Source organism: Actinokineospora sp. NBRC 105648, assembly GCF_030269645.1.
GTDB lineage: Bacteria > Actinomycetota > Actinomycetes > Mycobacteriales > Pseudonocardiaceae > Actinokineospora.
Genome location: NZ_BSTR01000007.1, coordinates 76,886 through 96,783, shown reverse-complemented (window position 1 = coordinate 96,783; position 19,898 = coordinate 76,886). Strand labels below are relative to the sequence as shown.

Annotated in this window: 23 protein-coding genes; 12 read left to right on the top strand and 11 right to left on the bottom strand. The window is 71.1% G+C overall.

All coding sequences use genetic code 11. The features are described 5' to 3' along the window. Positions 1 to 29: 29 nt before the first annotated feature. Both QSK30_RS09265 and QSK30_RS09260 read right to left on the bottom strand, forming a co-directional pair. Entirely contained in the window at positions 30 to 635 is a 606-nt protein-coding gene (locus tag QSK30_RS09265; RefSeq protein ID WP_285501610.1) for a P-loop nucleotide/nucleoside kinase family protein, read from the bottom strand. 13 nt (positions 636 to 648) lie between these two features. Next, positions 649 to 1,041, bottom strand: a complete 393-nt coding sequence (locus QSK30_RS09260; RefSeq protein ID WP_285501366.1) for a TFIIB-type zinc ribbon-containing protein — start codon at positions 1,039 to 1,041, stop codon at positions 649 to 651. Positions 1,042 to 1,164: 123 nt separating this feature from the next. On the opposite strand from QSK30_RS09260, the gene QSK30_RS09255 reads away from it, so the two are divergent. Together QSK30_RS09255 and QSK30_RS09250 are read left to right on the top strand one after the other, a co-directional pair. Further along, positions 1,165 to 1,932, top strand: a complete 768-nt coding sequence (locus QSK30_RS09255; protein ID WP_285501364.1) for a 3-hydroxybutyrate dehydrogenase — start codon at positions 1,165 to 1,167, stop codon at positions 1,930 to 1,932. 28 nt (positions 1,933 to 1,960) lie between these two features. After that, entirely contained in the window at positions 1,961 to 3,301 is a 1,341-nt protein-coding gene (locus tag QSK30_RS09250; protein WP_502871815.1) for an MFS transporter, read from the top strand. Between the two features lie 3 nt (positions 3,302 to 3,304). Here QSK30_RS09250 and QSK30_RS09245 read toward each other — a convergent pair whose 3' ends face one another. Beyond that, positions 3,305 to 3,808 (bottom strand): DinB family protein, encoded by a 504-nt coding sequence (locus tag QSK30_RS09245; protein WP_285501360.1) that lies wholly within the window; start codon positions 3,806 to 3,808, stop codon positions 3,305 to 3,307. Between the two features lie 212 nt (positions 3,809 to 4,020). Here QSK30_RS09245 and QSK30_RS09240 point away from each other — a divergent pair, with 212 nt between their 5' ends. From QSK30_RS09240 to QSK30_RS09215, 6 genes are all read left to right on the top strand, one after another. Next, a complete protein-coding gene (locus QSK30_RS09240; RefSeq protein ID WP_285501357.1) occupies positions 4,021 to 4,470 on the top strand; it encodes a helix-turn-helix domain-containing protein in 450 nt (149 codons plus the stop codon). Continuing rightward, on the top strand, positions 4,448 to 5,092 hold the full coding sequence (locus QSK30_RS09235) for a hypothetical protein (protein WP_285501355.1): 645 nt from the start codon (positions 4,448 to 4,450) through the stop codon (positions 5,090 to 5,092). Before QSK30_RS09240 ends, QSK30_RS09235 begins: the two co-directional genes overlap by 23 nt. A gap of 83 nt (positions 5,093 to 5,175) precedes the next feature. Next, positions 5,176 to 5,469 carry a DUF2516 family protein gene (locus tag QSK30_RS09230; protein WP_285501353.1) on the top strand — a complete coding sequence of 98 codons (294 nt, stop codon included), beginning with the start codon at positions 5,176 to 5,178 and terminating at the stop codon, positions 5,467 to 5,469. 467 nt (positions 5,470 to 5,936) lie between these two features. Then, on the top strand, positions 5,937 to 6,200 hold the full coding sequence (locus tag QSK30_RS09225) for a hypothetical protein (protein ID WP_285501351.1): 264 nt from the start codon (positions 5,937 to 5,939) through the stop codon (positions 6,198 to 6,200). Beyond that, a complete protein-coding gene (locus QSK30_RS09220; protein ID WP_285501349.1) occupies positions 6,197 to 6,736 on the top strand; it encodes a YbaK/EbsC family protein in 540 nt (179 codons plus the stop codon). The genes QSK30_RS09225 and QSK30_RS09220 overlap by 4 nt, the downstream gene beginning before the upstream one ends. Before the next feature lie 112 nt (positions 6,737 to 6,848). After that, positions 6,849 to 7,541, top strand: coding sequence for a response regulator (locus tag QSK30_RS09215; protein WP_285501348.1), 693 nt, complete (start codon positions 6,849 to 6,851; stop codon positions 7,539 to 7,541). A gap of 73 nt (positions 7,542 to 7,614) precedes the next feature. Here QSK30_RS09215 and QSK30_RS09210 read toward each other — a convergent pair whose 3' ends face one another. Then, entirely contained in the window at positions 7,615 to 8,721 is a 1,107-nt protein-coding gene (locus tag QSK30_RS09210) for an LOG family protein (protein ID WP_285501608.1), read from the bottom strand. Between the two features lie 49 nt (positions 8,722 to 8,770). Between QSK30_RS09210 and QSK30_RS09205 the strand changes: the two genes are divergently transcribed. After that, a complete protein-coding gene (locus QSK30_RS09205; RefSeq protein ID WP_285501347.1) occupies positions 8,771 to 9,205 on the top strand; it encodes an SRPBCC family protein in 435 nt (144 codons plus the stop codon). 4 nt (positions 9,206 to 9,209) lie between these two features. Then, a complete protein-coding gene (locus QSK30_RS09200) occupies positions 9,210 to 10,211 on the top strand; it encodes an NADP-dependent oxidoreductase (protein ID WP_285501346.1) in 1,002 nt (333 codons plus the stop codon). A 37-nt stretch (positions 10,212 to 10,248) separates the two neighbouring features. Here the strand turns inward: QSK30_RS09200 and QSK30_RS09195 are convergent, their stop codons facing one another. The 3 genes from QSK30_RS09195 to QSK30_RS09185 form a co-directional block, all read right to left on the bottom strand. Then, positions 10,249 to 11,097: a GNAT family N-acetyltransferase gene (locus QSK30_RS09195; RefSeq protein WP_285501344.1), complete on the bottom strand. Its 849-nt coding sequence runs from the start codon at positions 11,095 to 11,097 to the stop codon at positions 10,249 to 10,251. A 203-nt stretch (positions 11,098 to 11,300) separates the two neighbouring features. After that, complete coding sequence (gene purU / locus QSK30_RS09190) at positions 11,301 to 12,173, bottom strand: formyltetrahydrofolate deformylase (RefSeq protein WP_285501342.1); 873 nt, start codon at positions 12,171 to 12,173, stop codon at positions 11,301 to 11,303. A gap of 1,394 nt (positions 12,174 to 13,567) precedes the next feature. Next, complete coding sequence (locus QSK30_RS09185) at positions 13,568 to 14,038, bottom strand: hypothetical protein (RefSeq protein WP_285501340.1); 471 nt, start codon at positions 14,036 to 14,038, stop codon at positions 13,568 to 13,570. A gap of 101 nt (positions 14,039 to 14,139) precedes the next feature. Between QSK30_RS09185 and QSK30_RS09180 the strand changes: the two genes are divergently transcribed. Beyond that, on the top strand, positions 14,140 to 14,739 hold the full coding sequence (locus QSK30_RS09180) for an ArsR/SmtB family transcription factor (RefSeq protein ID WP_285501339.1): 600 nt from the start codon (positions 14,140 to 14,142) through the stop codon (positions 14,737 to 14,739). Positions 14,740 to 15,918: 1,179 nt separating this feature from the next. Here QSK30_RS09180 and QSK30_RS09175 read toward each other — a convergent pair. From QSK30_RS09175 to QSK30_RS09165, 3 genes are all read right to left on the bottom strand, one after another. After that, positions 15,919 to 16,683, bottom strand: a complete 765-nt coding sequence (locus QSK30_RS09175; protein ID WP_285501338.1) for a MerR family transcriptional regulator — start codon at positions 16,681 to 16,683, stop codon at positions 15,919 to 15,921. Between the two features lie 68 nt (positions 16,684 to 16,751). Then, positions 16,752 to 17,555: a class I SAM-dependent methyltransferase gene (locus QSK30_RS09170; protein ID WP_285501336.1), complete on the bottom strand. Its 804-nt coding sequence runs from the start codon at positions 17,553 to 17,555 to the stop codon at positions 16,752 to 16,754. A 3-nt stretch (positions 17,556 to 17,558) separates the two neighbouring features. Further along, a complete protein-coding gene (locus QSK30_RS09165; protein WP_285501334.1) occupies positions 17,559 to 18,047 on the bottom strand; it encodes a DUF2505 domain-containing protein in 489 nt (162 codons plus the stop codon). Positions 18,048 to 18,072: 25 nt separating this feature from the next. Between QSK30_RS09165 and QSK30_RS09160 the strand changes: the two genes are divergently transcribed. Further along, the gene (locus QSK30_RS09160; RefSeq protein WP_285501330.1) at positions 18,073 to 19,161 is read left to right on the top strand and encodes a UDP-N-acetylmuramate dehydrogenase; all 1,089 of its coding nucleotides are present in this window, start codon (positions 18,073 to 18,075) and stop codon (positions 19,159 to 19,161) included. Here the strand turns inward: QSK30_RS09160 and QSK30_RS09155 are convergent. Further along, entirely contained in the window at positions 19,154 to 19,888 is a 735-nt protein-coding gene (locus QSK30_RS09155) for an SDR family NAD(P)-dependent oxidoreductase (protein ID WP_285501328.1), read from the bottom strand. The two genes, QSK30_RS09160 and QSK30_RS09155, sit on opposite strands and share 8 nt — an antisense overlap. Between the last annotated feature and the right edge of the window lie 10 nt (positions 19,889 to 19,898).

Genomic DNA, 19,898 nt, shown 5'->3' with positions numbered 1-19,898 from the left:
ACCAATTCCGCGCGCTCGCGCCAGTGGGCCTACAACCGGGCGAGCACCCACTCGGCCACGGCGCGGGTGGTCTCCTCGACCGGTGCGGAGGTGGTGTCGAGCAGGGTCATCGGCGGGTTGGTGGCCGTGGTCCGCACCCAGGTGTTGAAGGCCAGCATGTCGGCGATGCGCTGCTCGTCGTCCCACCCGCGCCAGGCGGGTCGGGCACGCAGGCGGGCGGCGAGCACGTCGTCCTCGGCCACCAGCGCCAGGTAGTGGATCTCGGCGAAGAGGGCGCGTTCAGGCCGGTGCTCGAACTGGGGCGGCGCCACCGTTCCGCACAGGACCGTGGGGCGGCCGTTCTGGTTGACCATCGCGGCCATCCGCAACCAGGTCTGGCGGAACGCGCCGAAGTCGTCCTCGGGGTCGCGCAGGGCGCCGATCCACAGCACGTCCTGCTCCAAGACCACGGCGCGGTCGCCCAAGTGCGCGGTCAAACCGCGGCAGACCGTGGACTTCCCGGTGCCGCTGGGGCCGGTCAGGGCGAACATCGGGAGCCGGTGGAAGGGCTCCCGATGTCCGCACGCGTCGCAGACCAGGACCGCGCCGTCTACCCGAGGTGCGTCTGCCCAATCTCCGCAGGCGACGCAGATCATCGGGTTCAACGGATCAGTCGAAGAGGTCTTCGAGGAAGCTCTTGCGCTTCTTCTTGTGCCCGTAGTGACCGCCGTGACCACCGTGGTGGCCGTACCCGGGGGGCGAGTCGCGGTATCCGGGTGGGGAGTCGCGGTACCCGTGCTGTGGCTGCGCGTAACCCTGGGGCGGGTACTGCGCTGGCGGCGGGTACGCGGCGGGGGCCGGGTACGCGGCAGGCGGTGGCACGGGCGCGCCCTGGTACGGCGGCGGCGGGGCCGCTGCCGCGTAGTGGCGCTGCTCGGCGGAGGCGATCTGCTCGAGCTCACCACGGTCGAGGAAGATCCCCCGACACCCTTCGCACTGGTCGATGTGCACGCCGAGGCGGTCGACGGTGCGCATGACGTTCTGGCACTTCGGACAAATCACTCCATCAGCCTACGCAGATCTTCGTGCGCATGCCGGCATGGTTGCATCTGACACTCCAAGCGGCCGAGGTGTAGGCGTCGAGCACATGGTCGGCGCGGGCTGCGGTACCTAGCGTCAACCAGCATGACGAGTGGTCCGGATCACAACAGCGGCCTCGCCGGGCGCACCGCCCTGGTGACCGGCGGCGCGAGCGGCATCGGCCGGGCGTGCGTGCTGGCCTTGGCCGGGGCTGGGGCCAAGGTGCACGTCGTCGACCGGGCGGGCCCCGCCGCCGAGGCGGTGGCCGAGGAGGTCGGCGGGTGGGCGCACGTGCTCGACCTGGCCGACCCGGCCGCCGTCCACAGCCTGCCCGGCAAGGTCGACGTCCTGGTCAACAACGCGGGCCTGCAGCACGTCGCGCCGCTGCACGAGTTCCCGCCGGAGCGGTTCGAACTGATCCAGCGGGTGATGGTCACCGCGCCGTTCCTGCTCATCCGCCACTGCCTGCCGCACATGTACGCCCGGCAGTGGGGGCGGATCGTCAACATCTCCAGCGTGCACGGCCTGCGGGCCAGCGCGTTCAAAGCGGCCTACGTGGCGGCCAAGCACGCGCTGGAGGGCCTGTCCAAGGTCGCCGCGATCGAGGGCGCCCCGCACGGGGTGACCAGCAACTGCGTCAGCCCGGGGTACGTGCGCACCCCGCTGGTGCAGGCGCAGATCGCCGAGCAGTCCCGCGCGCACGGCGTCGACGCGGACGAGGTCGTCGAACGGGTGCTGCTCGACCGGGCGCCGATCAAGCGGCTCATCGACCCGGCCGACGTCGCCGACCTCGTGCTGTGGCTGTGCGGCGGGCGCGCGGCCCACGTGACCGGCACGTCCATGCCCATCGACGGCGGCTGGACAGCGAACTGACCCCTGCTAGCGGAATGCGGTGACTGCCTTGTCAGCGATCGAACCAGCCAGGCCGAAGTCGTTCGCGCGCATCGTCGGCGCGAGCCTGATCGGCACGACCATCGAGTGGTACGACTTCTTCCTCTACACCTCCGCCGCCGCGCTGGTGTTCAACAAGCTCTTCTTCCCCAACGCCGATCCGCTCACCGGCACCCTGTTGGCCTTCTTGACCTACGCGATCGGGTTCCTCGCCCGCCCCGTCGGCGGACTGGTGTTCGGCCACTTCGGCGACAAGATCGGCCGCAAGCGCTTGCTGGTGCTGAGTCTCGTGCTCATGGGCGGCTCGACGTTCGCGATGGGCCTGCTCCCCACCTACGCCGTGCTCGGCGTGGGCGCCCCGATCCTGCTCACCGTGCTCCGGCTGGTCCAGGGGTTCGCCCTCGGTGGCGAATGGGGTGGGGCCGTTCTCATCGTCTCCGAGCACGGCGCGCCGGAACGCAGGGGGTTCTGGGCGTCGTGGCCGCAGTGCGGCGCGCCTGGCGGGAACCTCTTGGCCACCGGTGTGCTCGCCCTGCTCGCCGCCGTCCAGTCCGACGCGGCGTTCCTGTCCTGGGGCTGGCGGGTGCCGTTCCTGCTCTCCGGGGTACTGGTCGTCGTCGGGCTGTGGATCAGGCTGACGGTCACCGAGTCGCCGGTGTTCCTGGCCGCGCAGGCGAAGGCGCACGAGCGCGACGAGCCGCACGTACCGGTGGTCGAGGTCTTCCGGAGCGGTTGGCGCGAGGTGCTGGTGACGATCGGCGCGCGGATGGCGGAGAACGTGTCCTACTACGTGATCACCGCGTTCATCCTCGTCTACATCACGACCGGTCTCGGCATGGCCAAGACCGTCGGCCTCAACGCGGTGCTGATCGGCTCGGCCGTCCACTTCGTGAGCATCCCCCTGTGGGGAGCGCTTTCCGACCGCGTCGGGCGCAGGCCGGTCTACCTGTTCGGCGCGGTGTCCATGGCGTTGTGGGCGTTCGCGTTCTTCGCGCTGCTGGACACCCGGTCGCCGGGCGTGATCATCCTGGCGACCACCGTGGGGCTGGTGCTGCACGGCGCGATGTACGGCCCGCAGGCGGCGTTCTTCTCCGAGCAGTTCCCGACGCGCGTGCGTTACACAGGACTATCCGTCGGAGGTCAACTCTCCTCGATCGCCGCGGGTGCGGTAGCGCCTCTTATCGCGACAGCCCTCTTCCAGCGCTACCACAGCACTATCCCGGTCTCCCTCTATTTGGCGGCCATGTGCGCGATCACAGCCATCGCGGTGCTCGCCGCCAGGGAGACCCGCGGACGATCTCTTACGGACAACGAGCCATCCGCGCAGGTACCGGTGCCGTCCGCGGGGTGATGTCTACGGCCCGACGGTCCCGTCGATCGCTTCTCGCAGGAGGTCGGCGTGACCGTTGTGCCGGGCGTACTCGTGGATCAGGTGAAGCATGATCACCCGCAGCGACAGGGTCGTGTCCGACCTGGCGTTGTACCCGACCACCTCCAGCGACTCGGCCGCCGCCTCGATCCGCCGGGCGTGCTCGACCTCTTCCTGCCACGCCGCGAAGGCCGACTCGCGCGAGGCGCCAGAGGTATCGAACGCCGCCTGGTAGTCGCCGGAGTCCGACCACACCAACGGGATGTCCTCGCGGTTGATCACCCGGCGGAACCAGGTCCGCTCCACCTCGGCCATGTGCCGCACCAGGCCGAGCAGCGACAGCGTGGACGGCGGCGACGAGCGGCGGCGCAACTCGTCGTCGTCGAGGGCTTCACACTTCAGGGCCAAAGTCGCCCGGTGGAAGTCGAGGAAGGCACGCAGCGTCTCGCGTTCGTCACCCTGCAGGGGCGGAGAGATCCGTTCGACCATGGGTTCAGTTCTACTCGGCGACCGGGTACCTCGCCTCGAAGGCCAGTCGGGCGTCGGCGCCCGCGGCGATCCGGTCGAGCTCGTCGTCCAGCGCCATGAACTGGATCACGGACCGGCTCGGCTGTGACTCACCCCACCGGACCTGCGCAAGCACTGTGCTTGCAACTGCTAGCACTCGGGCGTAGCGTCGGCGGTGGCACCAGGAGGAACGGATGGACGAGCACGGCGAGGGCCGCGCGATCGACAAGGTCGCCGACCTCGGGCGCGACATCGGCGAGTACATCAAGCAGCAGCGCAACACCGCGAAGATCTCGTTGCGGCAGCTGGCCCGGCTCGCGGGTGTGTCCAACCCCTACCTCAGCCAGATCGAACGCGGCCTGCGCAAGCCGAGCGCGGAGATCCTGCAGCAGATCGCCAAGGGGCTGCGGATCTCGGCGGAGGCGCTCTACGTGCAGGCGGGGATCCTCGACCTCCCGGCCGGGGGTCCGGTCACCGACGCAGTGCGCGCCGACCACGACCTGACCGAGCGGCAGAAGCAGGTGCTGTTGGACATCTACGAGTCCTTCCGCCGCGAGAACTCAGCCACCAGACCCGCAGCGGCGCCGTCCACTGTGGAAGCCGAACCGAGGAGTGAACACGATGACGCTGCCGACCAACGATGACGTCCGCAAGGCAGGTGGGCAGGCCGCGGCCGTGGTGAACACCGCCATCGAGCAGGCCCGCACCCCGCTGCTCGCCGCGCTCGGCGCGGGCGACCTGGCCGCCAAGGCCGTGCTCGACGCGGTCACCAAGGCCAAGACGCGCGCCGAGGCGACCCGGGGCGAGCTGCCGACCGACATCTCCAGCCTGCGCGAGAAGCTCGACCCCGCCGAGCTGCGCAAGCTCGTCGACGAGTACACCGCCGCGGCGGTCAAGCTCTACCAGAAGCTCGCCGAGCAGGGTGAGGACGCGCTGGGCAAGCTGCGCGCCCAGCCGCAGGTCAAGAAGCTCGAAGAGGCCATCGAGGCCGCACAGGAGCGCGTCGGCGACGTGGCGGGCGACGCCCGCACGCTGGCCGAGGACGTCCTTTCCAGGGTGAGCCGCAAGACCCGTTCGGTGGGCGAGAAGACCGCGCACACCGCCGAGGACGTCGCGGCCGAGGTCGCGGAGGTCGTCCTGGACGCGGGCGACGAGGTCGCGCACGAGGCCCGCAGTGCCTCCCGCCGGGTGGCCGCGAAGACCACGCCGGCCCGCAAGCCCGCCGTGCGCACCACGACGAACTCGCGCAAGCCGACCGACAACTGACGACCGACACCCACCAAGGTCCCGGAGCAGCCGCTGCGGGGCCTTGGTGGTGTCCGGGCCCGGGTCGCACGTACGCTGGTGGCGTGCCTGCGACAGCGACGTGGATCCTGAGTGTCATCGATTGGGCAGCCGTGCCCGTCGGCGTCTTCGCGCTCATCCACGCCCTGCTCCAGCGCCCCGACGCCTACTCGGCGGCCGACCGGCTCACCAAGCCCGCCTGGGTCGGCATCACCGCGGGCGCCACCGCCGTGCTGCTGCTGTTCAGCTTCGCCGGTACCGGGTGGATCTTCTGGATGGCCGGTCTGGTGGCCGCACTGGTCTACATCGTCGACGTCCGGCCGAAGTTGATCGAGGTGCAGCGCGGCCAGCGGTGGTGACCTCCCGGGCCTACGGCTCGGGTGACCCGCGCACGGTTGTCGTACCCGGGTTGGGCGCCACGGCCGGTGAGGCTCGCATACCGGCGTCCGGTCTTCCGGGCACGCGGGTAGTGCTGACGCTTCCCTCTCACGCGGACGAGCCGGATGCCCCGCCGGACTACTGGACTTACCCCGCTATCGCTGCGGACCTCGCCCCCGCGCTAGCCGGAGCTCGGCAGGCCATCGGCGTGTCCCTTGGTGCCGGGGCGTTGTGCACGCTCTTGGCGAACGCACCGGACACACTCGACCGGGTCGTGCTGATACTTCCTGCTGCAATCTCGCGGCCTCGTCCAGCCGAATCCGCTAAGCGTGTGCTGGAGATGGCTACCGCGGCAGAGACTGGCGACCGAGCCCTCTTACGCGCGCTTGTCGCCCAAGACACCCCTTCGGGCCTCGACACCTATGTGGATGAGCGCACCAGCGCGTTGATGAGGCTCGGTTCCGCCTTGCGCGCCGTCGCCGAACAGGTGCCGGTGCCTGATCTCGCCGCGCTCGCCGAAGTCAGCGCGGACGTCTTGGTGGTGGCCGCGACCGGCGATCGCCTGCACCCACCGGAGCCCGCAGAAGAGGCCGCCGCGGCATTCCCCCGCGCGAAGCTCGTGCGTTTCGACTCACCTGCCCCGTTGGTCACCCACCGGCGCGAGGTGCGGGCCCTGCTCGCCGAGTTCCTGGCGCTACCCTCGAAGCCGTGACCTGGACCATCGCCGGAAGCCTGACCGTTCTGCCCGCCGCCGACCACCCGGAGCTGCTGGCCGAGCCCGTGGTCAAGGCGCTCGCCGCGCTCGACGTGAGCCGGGTCGGCGTTGCCGAGATCGACCCGGAGCTGGCCGACACGGCCGAGTTCTGCGCGCACTACGGTTCGCCGCTGAGCGCGTCGGCCAACTGCGTCGTGGTGCTGGGCAAGCGCGGGGGCGACGAGCGGCTGGCCGCGTGCCTGGTGCTGGCGACCACCCGCGCGGACGTCAACGGGGTCCTGCGCAGGCGGCTGGACGTCCGCAAGGCGTCGTTCGCGCCGATGGAGCGCGCGGTGGAGCAGAGCGGCATGGCCTACGGCGGCATCACCCCGATCGGCCTGCCCGCCGACTGGCCGCTCTACATCGACGCCGCCGTGGCCGCCGCGCCGGAGCTGGTGATCGGCAGCGGGATCCGCGGCAGCAAGCTGCTGGTGCCCGGCGACCTGCTCGCCGCGCTCCCCGGCGCCGAGGTGGTCGACGGGCTCGCCCGATAGCCCGAACGAGCGGCGTTGCACCCGACTATCGTCGGGTTGAGGCCACAATCCCTGTCGCGGGCCGGGTTCCTGTGCTTGCATACGCGCGGTAACCGGGCGAAAGGGGAGAGCGGTGACGACGCAGGTCGAGGCAAGCGGGACGGCGCTCGAGCGGGCGACGATCCGGGTCGGCATCGTCGACGACGAGCCGATGGCGCGCTCGTTCGTGGCCAAGATCCTCGCCGGGGCGGCCGACCTCGCGGTCGTGGCCGAGGGTGCCGACGGCGCCGAGGCGCTGGAGCTGGTGCGCACCCAGGACCTCGACGTGCTGCTGCTGGACCTGCGGATGCCGCGGATGGACGGCCTGGACACGCTGCGCGAGCTGCGCCGCTACCCGCGGGTCCCGGCGGTCGTCGTGCTCACCACGTTCCACGCCGACCAAGCCGTGGCCACCGCGCTGCGCCTGGGCGCCAAGGGGTTCCTGCTCAAGCACGTCGACCCCGCCGAGCTCGTGCGCGCGGTGCGCGTGGCGGCCACCGGGGGCGCGGTGCTCGACCCGACCCTGACCAACGACCTGATGGGCCACCTGGCCACCCACCACCTCGACCGGATCGGTGCCGCCGCCGAGGTGGCCCGGCTCTCCGCCCGGCTGCGCGACGTCCTGCGCCTGGTGGGCATGGGCCGCAGCAACGGCGAGATCGCCGACGAGCTGCGGCTGTCGGACTCCACCGTCCGCGGCTACGTCTCGGAGATCCTCGCCGCGACCGGCTGCTCGAACCGAGTCACCGCGGCCGTCCTGGCCCAGCGCGCGGGCCTGCTCGACTAGGCGCTGCCCTCGCAAGTCGGCGCCTGGCCGTAGCGGGTGCAAACCCTTGCCCGCTACGGCTTGCCCCGCCTGGCTACTGCTGCTGGGCGGCGTAGGACTCCAGGAAGGCGACGGCCTCGGCCGCGTCGTCGGTCACCGTGATCCACCGCTCCGCCTCGCGACCCCTGGCGAGCTTGCGGACCAGTTCGACCGCGGGTACCTCCTCCAGCCAGAACTGGCTGCCCAGGAAGACCATCGGCGCGGGTGGCCCCACGGAGCCGTAGTGGTTTTGCGTGTAGTCCTGCATAACCTCTTGCACGGTCCCGGCGCTCCCGGGCGTGTAGACGACACCGCCCGTGGCGACGGTGAGAAGGCCGTCTTCGCGTACCGAGTTGGCGAAGTACTTGGCGTGCAGCTCGCAGAACGGGTTCGGCGGCTCGTGACCGTAGAACCAGGTAGGAATACCGATCGTCCGTGCTTTACCGCCGCTCGGTAGGTCTACCGACAGCCCTGCGGCCAGCCATCGACCAATCTCGGTGGGATCCGCGCCGAAACCTGGCACTACGGCCAAACGCGCCAGTACGTCGTCCACAGTGGACATGTCGCCTAGGCGGACGCCGAGCGGCACTGCCTCCATGGCGCCTGGGCCGCCACCTGTCAGCACAGTGAAGCCTGCCTTGCCGAGCAGTACGCCCAGCTCTACCGCGTTGCGGTAGCCCGCGGTGCCGCGCGCGAGCGCGTGACCACCCATCACGGCGATCGGTGCACCGACAAGAGCCTCGTTCAACGCCTCGGTGATCCCGTGGTCATGCAACCGCTCGGCCAAGGCGTGCAACGGGTCGGGCAGCCGTCCTTGGTCCTTGGTGTGCCGGTAAATCCGCGCGTCCGGTGTGTCCGCGTAGGACTCTGGGCGCGAGGGGTCGAACCCGGCGAAGAGTTCTGCGCACGTATAGAGGTGCGAGCGGTAGACCTCGTACGGCAGCCCGGGGACGATCGGGAACAAGAGCGCCCCGGCCGCCTGCGCCCGCCGTTGGGTCTCCGGGCGCAACGTGCAACCCAGGAGCACCGCGCCGTCGAGCGCGGTGCGCAAGAGCTGGTCGTCGGCCGGGTCTGTCAGGTCCAGCCGGGTCAGCGTTACCTTCCGCAGGTCGCGTCCCTCGGCACGGTGACGGCGCAGGCCGTCCACATCGACGATTTCCATCCGCACGCCGGTAGCCTACGGATGCCCGGTCGCCGACGTACGGAGAATGATGAACCAGGTGCAGGCACTCGCTGAGCGGACCATCGCCGCCCCCGTCGACCGGGTCCGCGCCGCCGTCGCCGACTACCAGGGGGTGCGCTCCCGGATCCTGACCCCGCACTTCAGCGAGTACGAGGTCCGCGCGGGCGGCACCGGCGCGGGCACCGAGGTGCACTGGAAGCTCCAGGCGACCAGCAAGCGCGTCCGCGACTGCCTGGTAGCGGTAACCGCTCCCCAGCCGGGCACCCTGGTCGAGGCCGACCGCAACTCCACTCTTATCACCACCTGGACCGTTGACGGTTCTGGTGACACCTCGACCGTGCGCATCGCCACCACCTGGGAAGGCGCCAACGGCATCGGGGGCTTCTTCGAGCGCCTCTTCGCACCTGCCGGTCTTAAGCGCATCCATGACGAGCTCTTGGCCAACCTGGCGAAGGAGGTCTAAGAGGATGCAGGGGTTGGAGATCCACCTCGCTGCCCGCCCGGTTGGCAAGCCTCAGCCGGGGGACTTCGACATCGTGTCCGTCGCGGTAGCCGAGCCCGGTCCTGGACAGGTTCTCGTGCGCAACCACGTGATGAGCGTCGACCCGTACATGCGCGGGCGGATGAACGACGCCAAGTCTTACGCGCCACCGTACGAGATCGGCGAACCGCTGCACGGGGGCGCCGTCGGCGAGGTGGTTTCCACCACAGTGGACTCTCTGCGCCCCGGTGACTTCGTGCTGCACGAGCTCGGCTGGCGGGAGTACGCGATCGTCGACGCGAGCCAGGCGGTTCCGGTGGACCCCTCCCTGGCTCCGCTGTCCGCGTACCTCGGCGTGCTGGGTATGCCAGGTCTTACCGCTTACGTCGGTCTCTTGGACATCGGGTCGTTCCGACCCAACGACACCGTCTTCGTCTCAGCTGCGGCGGGTGCGGTCGGCAGCGTGGTGGGGCAGGTCGCGCGGCTGCGCGGCGCTAAGAGGGTCATCGGTAGCGCCGGTAGTGACGACAAGGTGCGTTACCTGCTCGATGAACTGCGCTTCGACGCCGCATTCAACTACCGGACCGCCCCAGTGGTGGAGCAACTGGCCGCCGCGGCGCCGGACGGCATCGACCTGTACTTCGACAACGTCGGTGGTCACCACCTGGAAGCCGCGATCGAGTCGCTGACGCTGCACGGGCGGGTCACGGTCTGCGGGATGATCTCCCAGTACAACGCCGCCGAACCCCCTGCCGCGCCCCGCAACCTGATGAAGGTGGTCGGCAAGCGGCTCACCATCCGCGGGATGCTGGTGCGCGACCACTACGACCGCCGCGCGGAGTTCTTGCGGGAGGTCGGCGCGTGGGTGCGGTCCGGGGAGCTGCGGTACGCCGAGACCGTCGTCGAGGGCTTGCGGAACGCGCCTACGGCGTTCACCGACATGTTGGGCGGGGCCAACACCGGCAAGATGCTGGTGTCGCTGGTCTAGTGGCGTTGGAACGAGTCTCTGACCCTCAGGAAGGCGCTTAGCCGAGCGCCTGCATGAACGGGGCGTGAACGCGACGACGGTCGCCCGGTAGCGGGCGACCGTCGACACTCATCAGGTTGACGTGGAAACTCGGGGCCAGCCCGTGCTCGGCGGCCCAGTCGACCAGGCCGGTGTTCGCGCGGTCGAGATCGATCCGGACCGGGCCGCCGGAGTCGGCGGCCAGGTCGGTGATCAGGGCGCGGGCTTCGGCCACGTCGTCGGCGACGACCGGTCCGATGATCGTGGTGGGCAGGGACTCGCCCGCGCGCCACGCCGCGGCGTAGCCGGTGATCCGGCCGCCGCGCTCCAGCACGCGCACGTGGTCGGCGAAGTCGAAGAGTCCGGAGAGGACGTTGGACCGGTCCGCGCCGAACGCCGGGCGGTCGAGGTCGAGGATGGCGGGCAGGTCCGCGGGCGTCGCCCGGCGGGTTCGGTCGGTGGCCGGGGCTCGCAGCGTCCCGGTGAACGCCGTGACGTCGGCGAGGACGCGGAAGTCCAACTTCTCGTAGAGGCGCCTGCCCGCGGGCGTCGCGTGCAGGTGGACGGTCGCCGAGCCGGACTCGGCGACCGCGTGCCGCATGATCCGCTCGCCCAGCCCGCGCCCGGCGAACCGGGCGGCCACCAGCACCATGCTGATGGCCGCCAGGTCGCCCGAGGTGGTGCGGATCGCGGAGGCGGCCAGGCCGTCCGGCCCGTCGATGCCGTAGCCCTGGCCAACCCGGAGCAGGTACTCCCACTTGCGGTCTTCGTAGGGCCACTCCCGGTCCTGCGCCAGCGCCAGGCAGGCATCGAGGTCGGTAGTGGACAGCGGTCTCACGGTCGCGGTGCGGACATCCCCAGTGCTCACACGAGGAATGTTCCTCCCCGCATGCGTTGTGCGGCAACCGAATTAGCGGCCCCGTAGCGCATAAACCAATCCCCGTCAAACGGCTATCCCCATGCTATCGGGGCAATGACAGCCACCGAACCCAACCGTACGGTGGACACAGATCCCGAGAGGAAACCCAGATGCCCCAATACTTCCCCGGCCCGGGCGGGCACATGTCCGTCTCAGAGCACCACGGTCTTGTTCCCGTGCACCAGAACCCGGCTCTCCAGGTGTGCGCGCAGCGCGCGCGCCAACACCACCTTCTCGATGTCGCGGCCCTTGCGCACCATGTCCGCGACCGAGTCGCCGTGGTCCACCCGGATCACGCCCTGCTCCACGATCGGCCCCTGGTCCAGCTCGGCGGTCACGTAGTGGCAGGTCGCGCCGATCAGCTTCACCCCGCGCTTGTGGGCCTGGTGGTAGGGGCGCGCCCCGATGAAGGAGGGCAGGAAGCTGTGGTGGATGTTGAGCGCCCGACCCGACCACTCCGCGCACAGCTCGGGCGGCACCACCTGCATGAACCGGGCCAGCACGATCGCGTCCGGGGACGCGGCGTTCACCAGCTGCCGCAACTGGGCGAACGCGGCCGCCTTCCCCTCCGGGTCGGCGGCCGGGAAGGGGACGTGGTGGAAGGGGATCCCGTGCGCCCGGGTGATGTTCGCCAGGTCCGCGTGGTTGCCCACCACGGCTCGGACGTCCACGTCGAGCTCGCTGCTCTGCACCCGGCCGAGCAGGTCGTAGAGGCAGTGGCCCTCCTTCGACACCAGGATCACCACCCGTGGCCGCACCCCGGTGTCGGTCACGCTCCAGTCCGACATCGGGCTGAGCGCCCTCGCCACGTCGCCGAAACGCGCCCGAAGCTCCTCGACCCCGAACGGAAGTGAGTCCGCCCGAACCTCCTGCCTGGTGAAGAACCAGTTCGTCTCCGGATCGGTGTGGTAGGCCGCCTCGACGATCCACCCGCCCGACTCCGCCACGAACGACGAAATCCTCGCCACGATGCCGGTCCGGTCCGGACACCCCAGCCTGATCACATACCGACGCTCATTCGCCACCCACCAATCCTCGCAGCTCCTGTCCACCCGACCCACCGCCAACACCCGTGTCCACACCCGACTCGCAGCCCCTGGCACCGCCCGCCGGACGGCCAAGATCAACGTCTCACCAGGAGGAACACCGATGACCCCTAGCTGAACAACCACGGCGGTGCGCCGTCGGCGTTCGACGCGTCCTCGGGCCGGGATGGCGTTATCGCGCCGAGCCAGCAAAGCGCTATCGGCTGGCAACATCTTCGGGGCGGGGCGGGGCGGGGCGGGGCGGGGCGGGGCGGGGCGGGGCGGGGCGGGGCGGGGCGAGGCGAGGCGAGGCGAGGCGAGGCGAGGCGAGGCGAGGCGAGGCGAGGCGAGGCGAGGCGAGGCGAGGCGAGGCGAGGCGAGGTCAGGTCGGGCGGGGGACGTGCTGGCCGGGGCCGGGCAAGGCAAGGTGAGGTCACAGGTCAGGTCGGACGGGCCGGACGGGCTGGTGGGGTCACGCTGGGCGAGGCGGGCGGGCCAAGGGGGCCAGACGGGCCGGGCTAGGCGCGATCAAGCGGGGCGGGTCAGAGGCGGCGGGGCTAGGGCGGGTGGGGCCAGGCCGGGCGAGGCGGGGCGCCAGACCGGCCGGGGCTAGGCGTGGCCGAGCGGGCGGGCGAGGTCAGGTCGGGCGAGGTCAGGTCGGGCTAGACGGGGCTGGGTCGTGCGAGACCGGGCCGGGTGAGGCGGGCGGTGAGGTCGGGCCGGGCGGGCAATGTCGGGCTGGGTTAGGCGCTACCGGGCGGGGCGGGCGAGGTCGGGCCGGCCAGACGGTCCGGGGGCACGAGACGAGGTCGGGCGAGGCGGGTGGTGAGGATCAGGCTGGGCGGGCAATGTCGGGCCGGGCTAGGTGTGACCGGACGGCCGGGTGGCCGAGGTCAGGTCGAGTTAGACGGGGCTGGGTCGTACGACACCAGGTCGGGCGAGGCAGCGGGTGGTGAGGTCAGGTCCGACGAGGCGAAGCGGGCGGGTGAGGTCAGGTCGGCTAGACGGGTTCCGGCGCGCGCGAGACTGGGCCGGGCGAGGTGGCGATGAGGTCAGGCGAGGCGGGGGCGGGCTACGCGAGGCGAGGCGAGGCGGGCTCACGCCGGGTGAGGTCAGGCCAGGTGAGGTCAGCCGGGTGAAGCGGGCGGGCCATGTGGGTCAGGCGGGCCCGGGCTCGATGGGGCCAGGGGCGGCGAGGTGGGTGACGTTGGGTCAGGCGGGGCTAGGCGACGGGGACGGCCGGGCGAGCTTGGGGGACGGCCAGGCGAGCTTGGGCTGGGCCAGGTCAAAGGTGGGGGGCCGGGGCGAGGTCTGGTGTCGTCGGCAGGTGAGTCGCGGCAGCGTTGTGGCTTGGTCGCTGGGGGTTGCCCTGGTGGTGTGTTCTAGACGTGCGATCAGGTTGCGGCTGGCTGCTGCGCGTCGTAGGGGGTCATGTACTGCTCGCCGTTGTTCGGTGCTTGTACCTCTTGGCCTGCAAGGCTTCTGGTGGGTGCGGGCTGGAAGGGTGGGGTCGGTTCGGCCAGGGCTTGGAGCGCGGCGAGTACGCACACCGCGGTCAGTGGTAGTTCCAGGGCCACGGCCAAGGCGAGTGAGGTGGCGAACCCGCTGGCCGCCGTGGTGACGTCGAACCAGGCGTCGGCGAATAGCAGGGTTGCGGTGGCGATTGTGGCGAATGCCGCTCGTGGGCCGCCCCGGCGCAGGAGGTGGGCCGAGACGAGCAGGCCCGTGGCCTCCAGGGTGTCGAAGCCGACCCAGGCCAGCCGCCACTCGGGCGCGTCCGAGGCGGTGAACCAGAGCACCACGATCCACGGCACCAGGGCGCACCCGGCGACCAGCAACACGCGGCTGAGGTGGGCGTTTCGCATCCGGACCCCCAAGTCCTAGGCAGCCACCACCAACGTCAGCCGCTCGCAGAGAGGTTCTGCAAACTTTCTTTGCAGTCGTTCTCTGCGATAGGCTCGCGGTCATGGTCGAGCGGCCCGAGAAGCGCGTGCTCACCGGTGCGGACCTCAAGGCCTTCTACAAGGCCCTGTCCAACCCGGTACGCCGCGCGATCCTGTCCTACCTGGGCGAACACGGTCAGGCGAACTCGACCAGCGTCGCCAAGGCGCTCGGCGAGAGCACCGGGACCACCAGTTACCACCTGCGCAAGCTCGCCGACCTCGACCTCATCGCCGAGGTCGAGGAGCGCTCCACCGGGCGGGAGCGCTGGTGGAAGTCCGTGATGACCGACCTCCACACCCCACCCGGTCTCCCGATGACCCCGGACGAACGTGAGGCCGCCACCAAGCTCGGCGCCCTCAAGATGAGCCACGACGTCAACCTCGTCGTCAGCGCCTACTCCGGCTACGACGCCGCCGACGGCTGGAACCAGATCATGCGGGCGGGCCTGCACCTGACCCGCCCGCAAATCGACGCCTTCATCGACGAGTACCAAACCCTGGTCTGGAAGTACGCCACCGAGCCCGGCACGCGCGATCCCGCCGCCCGCCGGATGGCTGTCCGCCTCATCGTCGTGCCTGACAACGGGCCGGGACTGGTGCCGGTGGACGAGTCCGAGGACTGAACGGTCATCGCTCGGCGCCTGCCATCCGGCGCCGCCGCGCGCGAGATCAAGCGCTTGTGCACGCGACCGCTCGGCTGCACGTGACCGCTCGGCGCTTGCCCGCCGGCGCCTCGCAAGGGTGCGCCCTTGGCGGTTTCTCGGGGGTCCTGCTTCCCAACCCACAAGTGTGACAACGGACTGGTCGGGCGTGTCAAGGCGGGAAAGATGCCTTGACACGCCCGACCAGTCCGTGTTTTGGGCTGCGTATGGGATGCAGGGGCGGGAGTAGTCGGCAAGGGGAGTTTGTGGCGCGCGGCTGCGGATTGGGCTGGTGGCAGCGCTCGGGGTGTGGCTGCCAGGGGCGACGTGGTAAGGGAGTGGCCTGAGGTGGTGCCGGAGTGGGCTGGTTGGCGGCCGAGGCGGGGCTGGCCGGCGACGATCTCGGGGGCCAGGCCAGTGAAGATCTCAGGAGGCGGTTGAGCCAGCGAGGATCTCAAGGAGCGGCCGGGTTGGCGAGGTTCGCAGGTGGCGGCCAGGCTGGCGGGGATCCTAGGTGGGTTGCCAGGCTGGCGGGAGATCTCAGGGGCGGTTAGGCCAGCGGGTTTCTCAGGGCGGCCGGGCTGGCGAGGTTTCGCAGGTGGCGGCCAAGCCGGCGGGAATCTCAAGGGGCGGTTGAGCCAGCGAGCATCTCGGGGGCGGCCAGGCTGGCGAGGTTCCCAGGTGCCGGCCAGGCTGGCGGGATCCCAGGTTGGCGGCCAAGCTGGCGGAAATCTGAAGGGGCGGTTAGGCCAGCGGTTATCTCGGAGGGCGGCTAGACCGGCGAGGCTTCCAGGTGTCGGCCAGGCTGGCGAGCATCCCAGGGGGCGTCAGGCTGGTGGGGATCTCCAGGGGGTTGGGCTGGCGAGGATCTCAGGGGGCGGTTGGGCCAGCGAGATCTTCGGGGTGCCGGGCCGCTGAGGTCTTGGTGGTGGCTGGGTCGCCGGGGGCCTGGTGGTGGCCAACAAAGGTCCACGCCGCGTTGGTTGGGCGTGGGTGCCAGGGCTGCACTGCGGATGGCGCTGTTCCGGTGGTCTGCTTGGTTGGTCGACAGTCATGTGCGAGAGCGCGACGTGGTCAGGATTGTCGAGATTGTTGTCCGGTGTGGACAATCGCGAGTCGTTTGGCTGGACAGGGTTGGGGATCTGCAGCTCCCCAACCCCACTAGTTCAGTCGCGTCTGGGCGTACTCGGCCATCGCCATGCGGAAGTAGTCCGCCAGGCGGGGGTCTGTCTTGTCGAAGTTCGCCCGGAAGCGTGGGTCGTCGGCGTAGAGGTCGCCCAGGCCCGTGTAGGACTCGCGGTTGGGTGTCCAGTGTCCACCCTTGATCCAGTGGTAGTGCCGGTCCACCGTCTCCTGCACCGCCGGGTCGGTCGGTGCTCGGCCAGCGTCGAGGTGGCCCACCAGTGCGTCCAGGATGTTCACCCACTCCTGGCCGTGTTCGGCCCACCAGTCCGCGCCCTTGGCCGTGATCTCGGCGTTGGCCGCGTCCACCTGTTCGGCGCCCCAGCGTTCGCGGGCCTCCTCCCGCAGCTTCTCCTGCTGCCCGGCGTCGAACCCGTCGAACCAGTGCTCGGCTGACTTCTTGGTCATCTCCTTGCCTGCCTCCACATCCGTGATCGTTCGGGAGACTGTGCGCGCCAACCGGTCGAAGCGGTCGCGTTCGGCGAGCAGCCAGCGGTGGTGCAGGCGCAGCACCGCCGCCTGGTCGCGGCCCTCGCGGACGATCTCGGCGATGGTGTCCAAGCCGAGGCCCAGCGAGCGCAGCACCAGGATCTGCTGCAACCGCAGCAGTTGTTCCTGCTCGTAGAACCGGTAGCCGTTGTCGCCCACCCACGCGGGTGGCAGCAGGCCGATCTCGTCGTAGTGCCGCAGCGTCCGCGACGTCACCTTCGACATCCGGGCCACCTGCGCGATCGACCAGGCCATCGGTCCGTCTCCCTCACGGCCGGTCCGTCCGGCCTGGGACCACCGTAGAAGTTGACGTAACGGCAGAGTCAAGCCACGGCTGACCACGGCAGGGTGACCTCGCCCAGGCGCCACCGGCGGCGGTCGTCGAGGACCGGCCAGCCCTCCGCCGAGAGCAGCCTGATCGTCTCCACCCACCGCGCCCGGGGGCCGAAGGGGGCGTACGGGGCGGCGGTCGCCCAGCAGGCGTCCAGGGCGCGCAGGAGGTCCCAGACCCGCTCGCCTGCCACGTTCCGGTGAATCAGGACCTTCGGCAGTCGCTCCGCGAGGTCTGACGGCCGGTCGATCCCGGCGGGCAGACACGCCAGGGTGAAGGTGAGCGGGCCGTCCGCCGTGAGGGTCACCCACGTGCACCGGCGGCCGATCTCGTCACACGTGCCCTCGACGAGCAGGCCGCCCGGCGCCAGTCGCGCCCGCATCGTCTCCCACGACGACCACGCCTCGGCCTCGGTGTACTGGCGCAGCACGTTGAACGCCCGCAGCAGCACCGGCCGCGCCCCCGCGAGCTCGAACCCGCCGCGGCGGAAGTCCACGAACGGGGGGTCCGCCGACGGTCGGGCCGCCGCCACCCGCTCCGGGTCGATCTCCAGGCCCAGCACCCGCACGCCCGGGCACACCGCCCGCAGCCTGCGGGCCATCTCCACGGTGGTCACCGGGTTCGCGCCGTACCCGAGGTCGACCACCAGCGGCTCGCCGTCGAGCACCGCGCGCACCAGCGGCGACCCGACCAGCCACCGGTCGACCCGGCGCAGCCGGTTGGGGTTGGTGGTGCCGCGGGTGGGCGCGCCCAGCGCCCGGGCCCGGCCCGCGGCGAGCCGGGGAACGCGTGCCACGGGTCAGACCCGGGTGGCGGCGAACTCGGCCTCACTGGCCAGCAGCCTGCGCACCTGCTCGGCGATGACCGACTCGATCTTGCCGCCGATCAGCGGCACCCGGACCTTCACCTCGGCGTCGGTGCGCAGCGCGCTCCCGCCCGCCGCGTCGGCCAGCCGGTAGGTGCCCTTGATCTCACCCGGCACCCCGGCCACGGACGCGGCCGTCGTGCCCGCGAAGGCGTCGCCGTCCGGCCGCCAGGTCTCGGTCCGCTCGACCACCAGGTCGCCCTTGACCAGGCTGCGCACGATCGAGGGCAGGCGGGCCGCGTCGATGCCCTGGCGCAGCCGGTACTCCACCGCGCCGCCGGTCTCGGTGTAGGAGACCAGGGCCGCGTCCTTCCCGCCGAGCACCCGCAGCCGCTCCTCCAGGAACGCCCGGTCGACCAGTCGGGCGTGCACGGTGGCGGCGGGCGCGGTGAACTCCGCGCGGTGCTCGATACGGCTGGCCATGCGCAGGAGGTTACCGTTGGTGCCCGTGACCAGCCTCCCCCTCGGTGCCGACGTCCGCACCGGCGTCCCGCTCAGCGGCTACACGACCCTGCGCCTGGGCGGACCGGCCGCCAGATTCGTCTCCGCCGCCACCGCGGCCGAGGTGGTCGACGCGGTGCGCGCGGCCGACCTGGCGGGCACCCCGCTGCTCGTCGTCGGCGGCGGCTCCAACCTGGTGGTCGGCGACCTCGGCTTCGACGGCACCGTGGTGCACGTGGCCAACCACGGCAGCAAGATCGACTGCACCGAGGCGGGCCGGGTCCAGCTCACCGTCGAGGCGGGTGAGGACTGGGACACCGTCGTCGCGGGCACCGTGGAGGCCGGTCTGGGCGGGCTGGAGTGCCTGTCCGGCATCCCCGGCCTGGTCGGCGCGACGCCGGTGCAGAACGTCGGCGCCTACGGGGTCGAGGTGGCCCAGGTGCTCCTCTCGGTCGACCTGTTCGACCGGGCGACCGGCGAGGTCCGCACCCTGCGCGCCGACGAGCTGGGCATGGACTACCGCACCAGCATCCTCAAGGGCACCGACCGCGCCGTCGTGCTGCGCGCCCGGTTCGAGCTGGCCGACGACGGCCTGTCCGCGCCGATCCGCTACACCGAGCTGGCCCGGGCGCTGGGCGTGCGCCAGGAGGAGCGCGTCCCGGTGGCCGCCGCCCGCGAGGCCGTGCTGGCGCTGCGCCGGGGCAAGGGCATGGTGCTCGACCCGGCCGACCACGACACCTGGAGCGCGGGCTCGTTCTTCACCAACCCGATCGTCCCGGACGCCGCCATCGACGACGTGCTGGCCCGGATCGTGGCCACCGTCGGCCCGGACGTCCCGGTCCCGCGCTACCCGGCGGGCCCGGGGACCTCGAAGCTGTCCGCGGCCTGGCTGATCGAGCGGGCGGGCTTCGCCAAGGGCTACACCCGGGGCCGGGCCGCGCTGTCCAGCAAGCACACCCTGGCGCTCACCAACCGCGGCGAGGCCACCACCGCGGACCTGCTCGGGCTGGCCCTGCAGGTCCGCGACGGCGTGCGGGCGGCCTTCGGCGTCGACCTGCACCCCGAGCCGGTGCTGGTCAACTGCGCGCTCAGCTGACCCGGTGCGCCCGGGTCGCCGAGGCCTGGGCGCGCGGCTTGAGCACGATCTGGTCCAGGTTCACGTGCGCGGGCCGGGTGACCGCGAAGGCGATCACCTCGGCGACGTCGTCGGCGGTGAGCGGGTCGATGCCGTCGTAGACCTTCGCGGCCTTCTCGGCGTCGCCGTCGAAGCGGGTCACCGAGAAGTCGGTCTCGACCATGCCCGGGAGGACCTCGGTGAACCGCACCGGCTCGCCCAGCAGCTCCCCGCGCAGGGTGCGGTGCAGCGCCGACTGCGCGTGCTTGGCCGCGGTGTAGCCGGATCCGCCGTCGTAGACCTCCTGCGCGGCGATCGAGGTGACGGTCACCACGTGCCCGTTCCCGGACGCGATGAGCTTGGGCAGCAGGGCCTTGGTGACCCGCAGCGTGCCCAGCACGTTGGCCTCGAACATCCAGCGGAAGCGCTCCTCGTCGGCCTCGACCACCCGGTCGAGGCCCTTGGCGCCCCCGGCGTTGTTGACGAGCACGTGGCACCCTGGGACCTGGTCGGTGAACGCCTCGACCGACGCGGGGTCGGTCACGTCCAGCTCGATCGCGACGCCGCCGACCGCCCGCGCGACCTCGGCCAGCCGGTCGAGCCGCCGGGCGCCGAGCACGACGTCGAACCCGGCCGCCGCGAGGTGGTGGGCGGTCGCCGCCCCGATGCCCGCGCTGGCTCCGGTCACTACTGCAATGGGGTTGTTCACGGCCCTGATC

Coding starts and splice junctions, on each gene's coding strand:
- QSK30_RS09210 (WP_285501608.1), bottom strand. CDS start 8,721: ATGGAAATCGTCGATGTGGACGGCCTGCGCCGTCACCGTGCCGAGGGA.
- QSK30_RS09265 (WP_285501610.1), bottom strand. CDS start 635: ATGATCTGCGTCGCCTGCGGAGATTGGGCAGACGCACCTCGGGTAGAC.
- QSK30_RS09205 (WP_285501347.1), top strand. CDS start 8,771: ATGAACCAGGTGCAGGCACTCGCTGAGCGGACCATCGCCGCCCCCGTC.
- QSK30_RS09185 (WP_285501340.1), bottom strand. CDS start 14,038: ATGCGAAACGCCCACCTCAGCCGCGTGTTGCTGGTCGCCGGGTGCGCC.
- QSK30_RS09165 (WP_285501334.1), bottom strand. CDS start 18,047: ATGGCCAGCCGTATCGAGCACCGCGCGGAGTTCACCGCGCCCGCCGCC.
- QSK30_RS09240 (WP_285501357.1), top strand. CDS start 4,021: ATGGACGAGCACGGCGAGGGCCGCGCGATCGACAAGGTCGCCGACCTC.
- QSK30_RS09225 (WP_285501351.1), top strand. CDS start 5,937: ATGAGGCTCGGTTCCGCCTTGCGCGCCGTCGCCGAACAGGTGCCGGTG.
- QSK30_RS09175 (WP_285501338.1), bottom strand. CDS start 16,683: ATGGCCTGGTCGATCGCGCAGGTGGCCCGGATGTCGAAGGTGACGTCG.
- QSK30_RS09180 (WP_285501339.1), top strand. CDS start 14,140: ATGGTCGAGCGGCCCGAGAAGCGCGTGCTCACCGGTGCGGACCTCAAG.
- QSK30_RS09245 (WP_285501360.1), bottom strand. CDS start 3,808: ATGGTCGAACGGATCTCTCCGCCCCTGCAGGGTGACGAACGCGAGACG.
- QSK30_RS09200 (WP_285501346.1), top strand. CDS start 9,210: ATGCAGGGGTTGGAGATCCACCTCGCTGCCCGCCCGGTTGGCAAGCCT.
- QSK30_RS09235 (WP_285501355.1), top strand. CDS start 4,448: ATGACGCTGCCGACCAACGATGACGTCCGCAAGGCAGGTGGGCAGGCC.
- QSK30_RS09255 (WP_285501364.1), top strand. CDS start 1,165: ATGACGAGTGGTCCGGATCACAACAGCGGCCTCGCCGGGCGCACCGCC.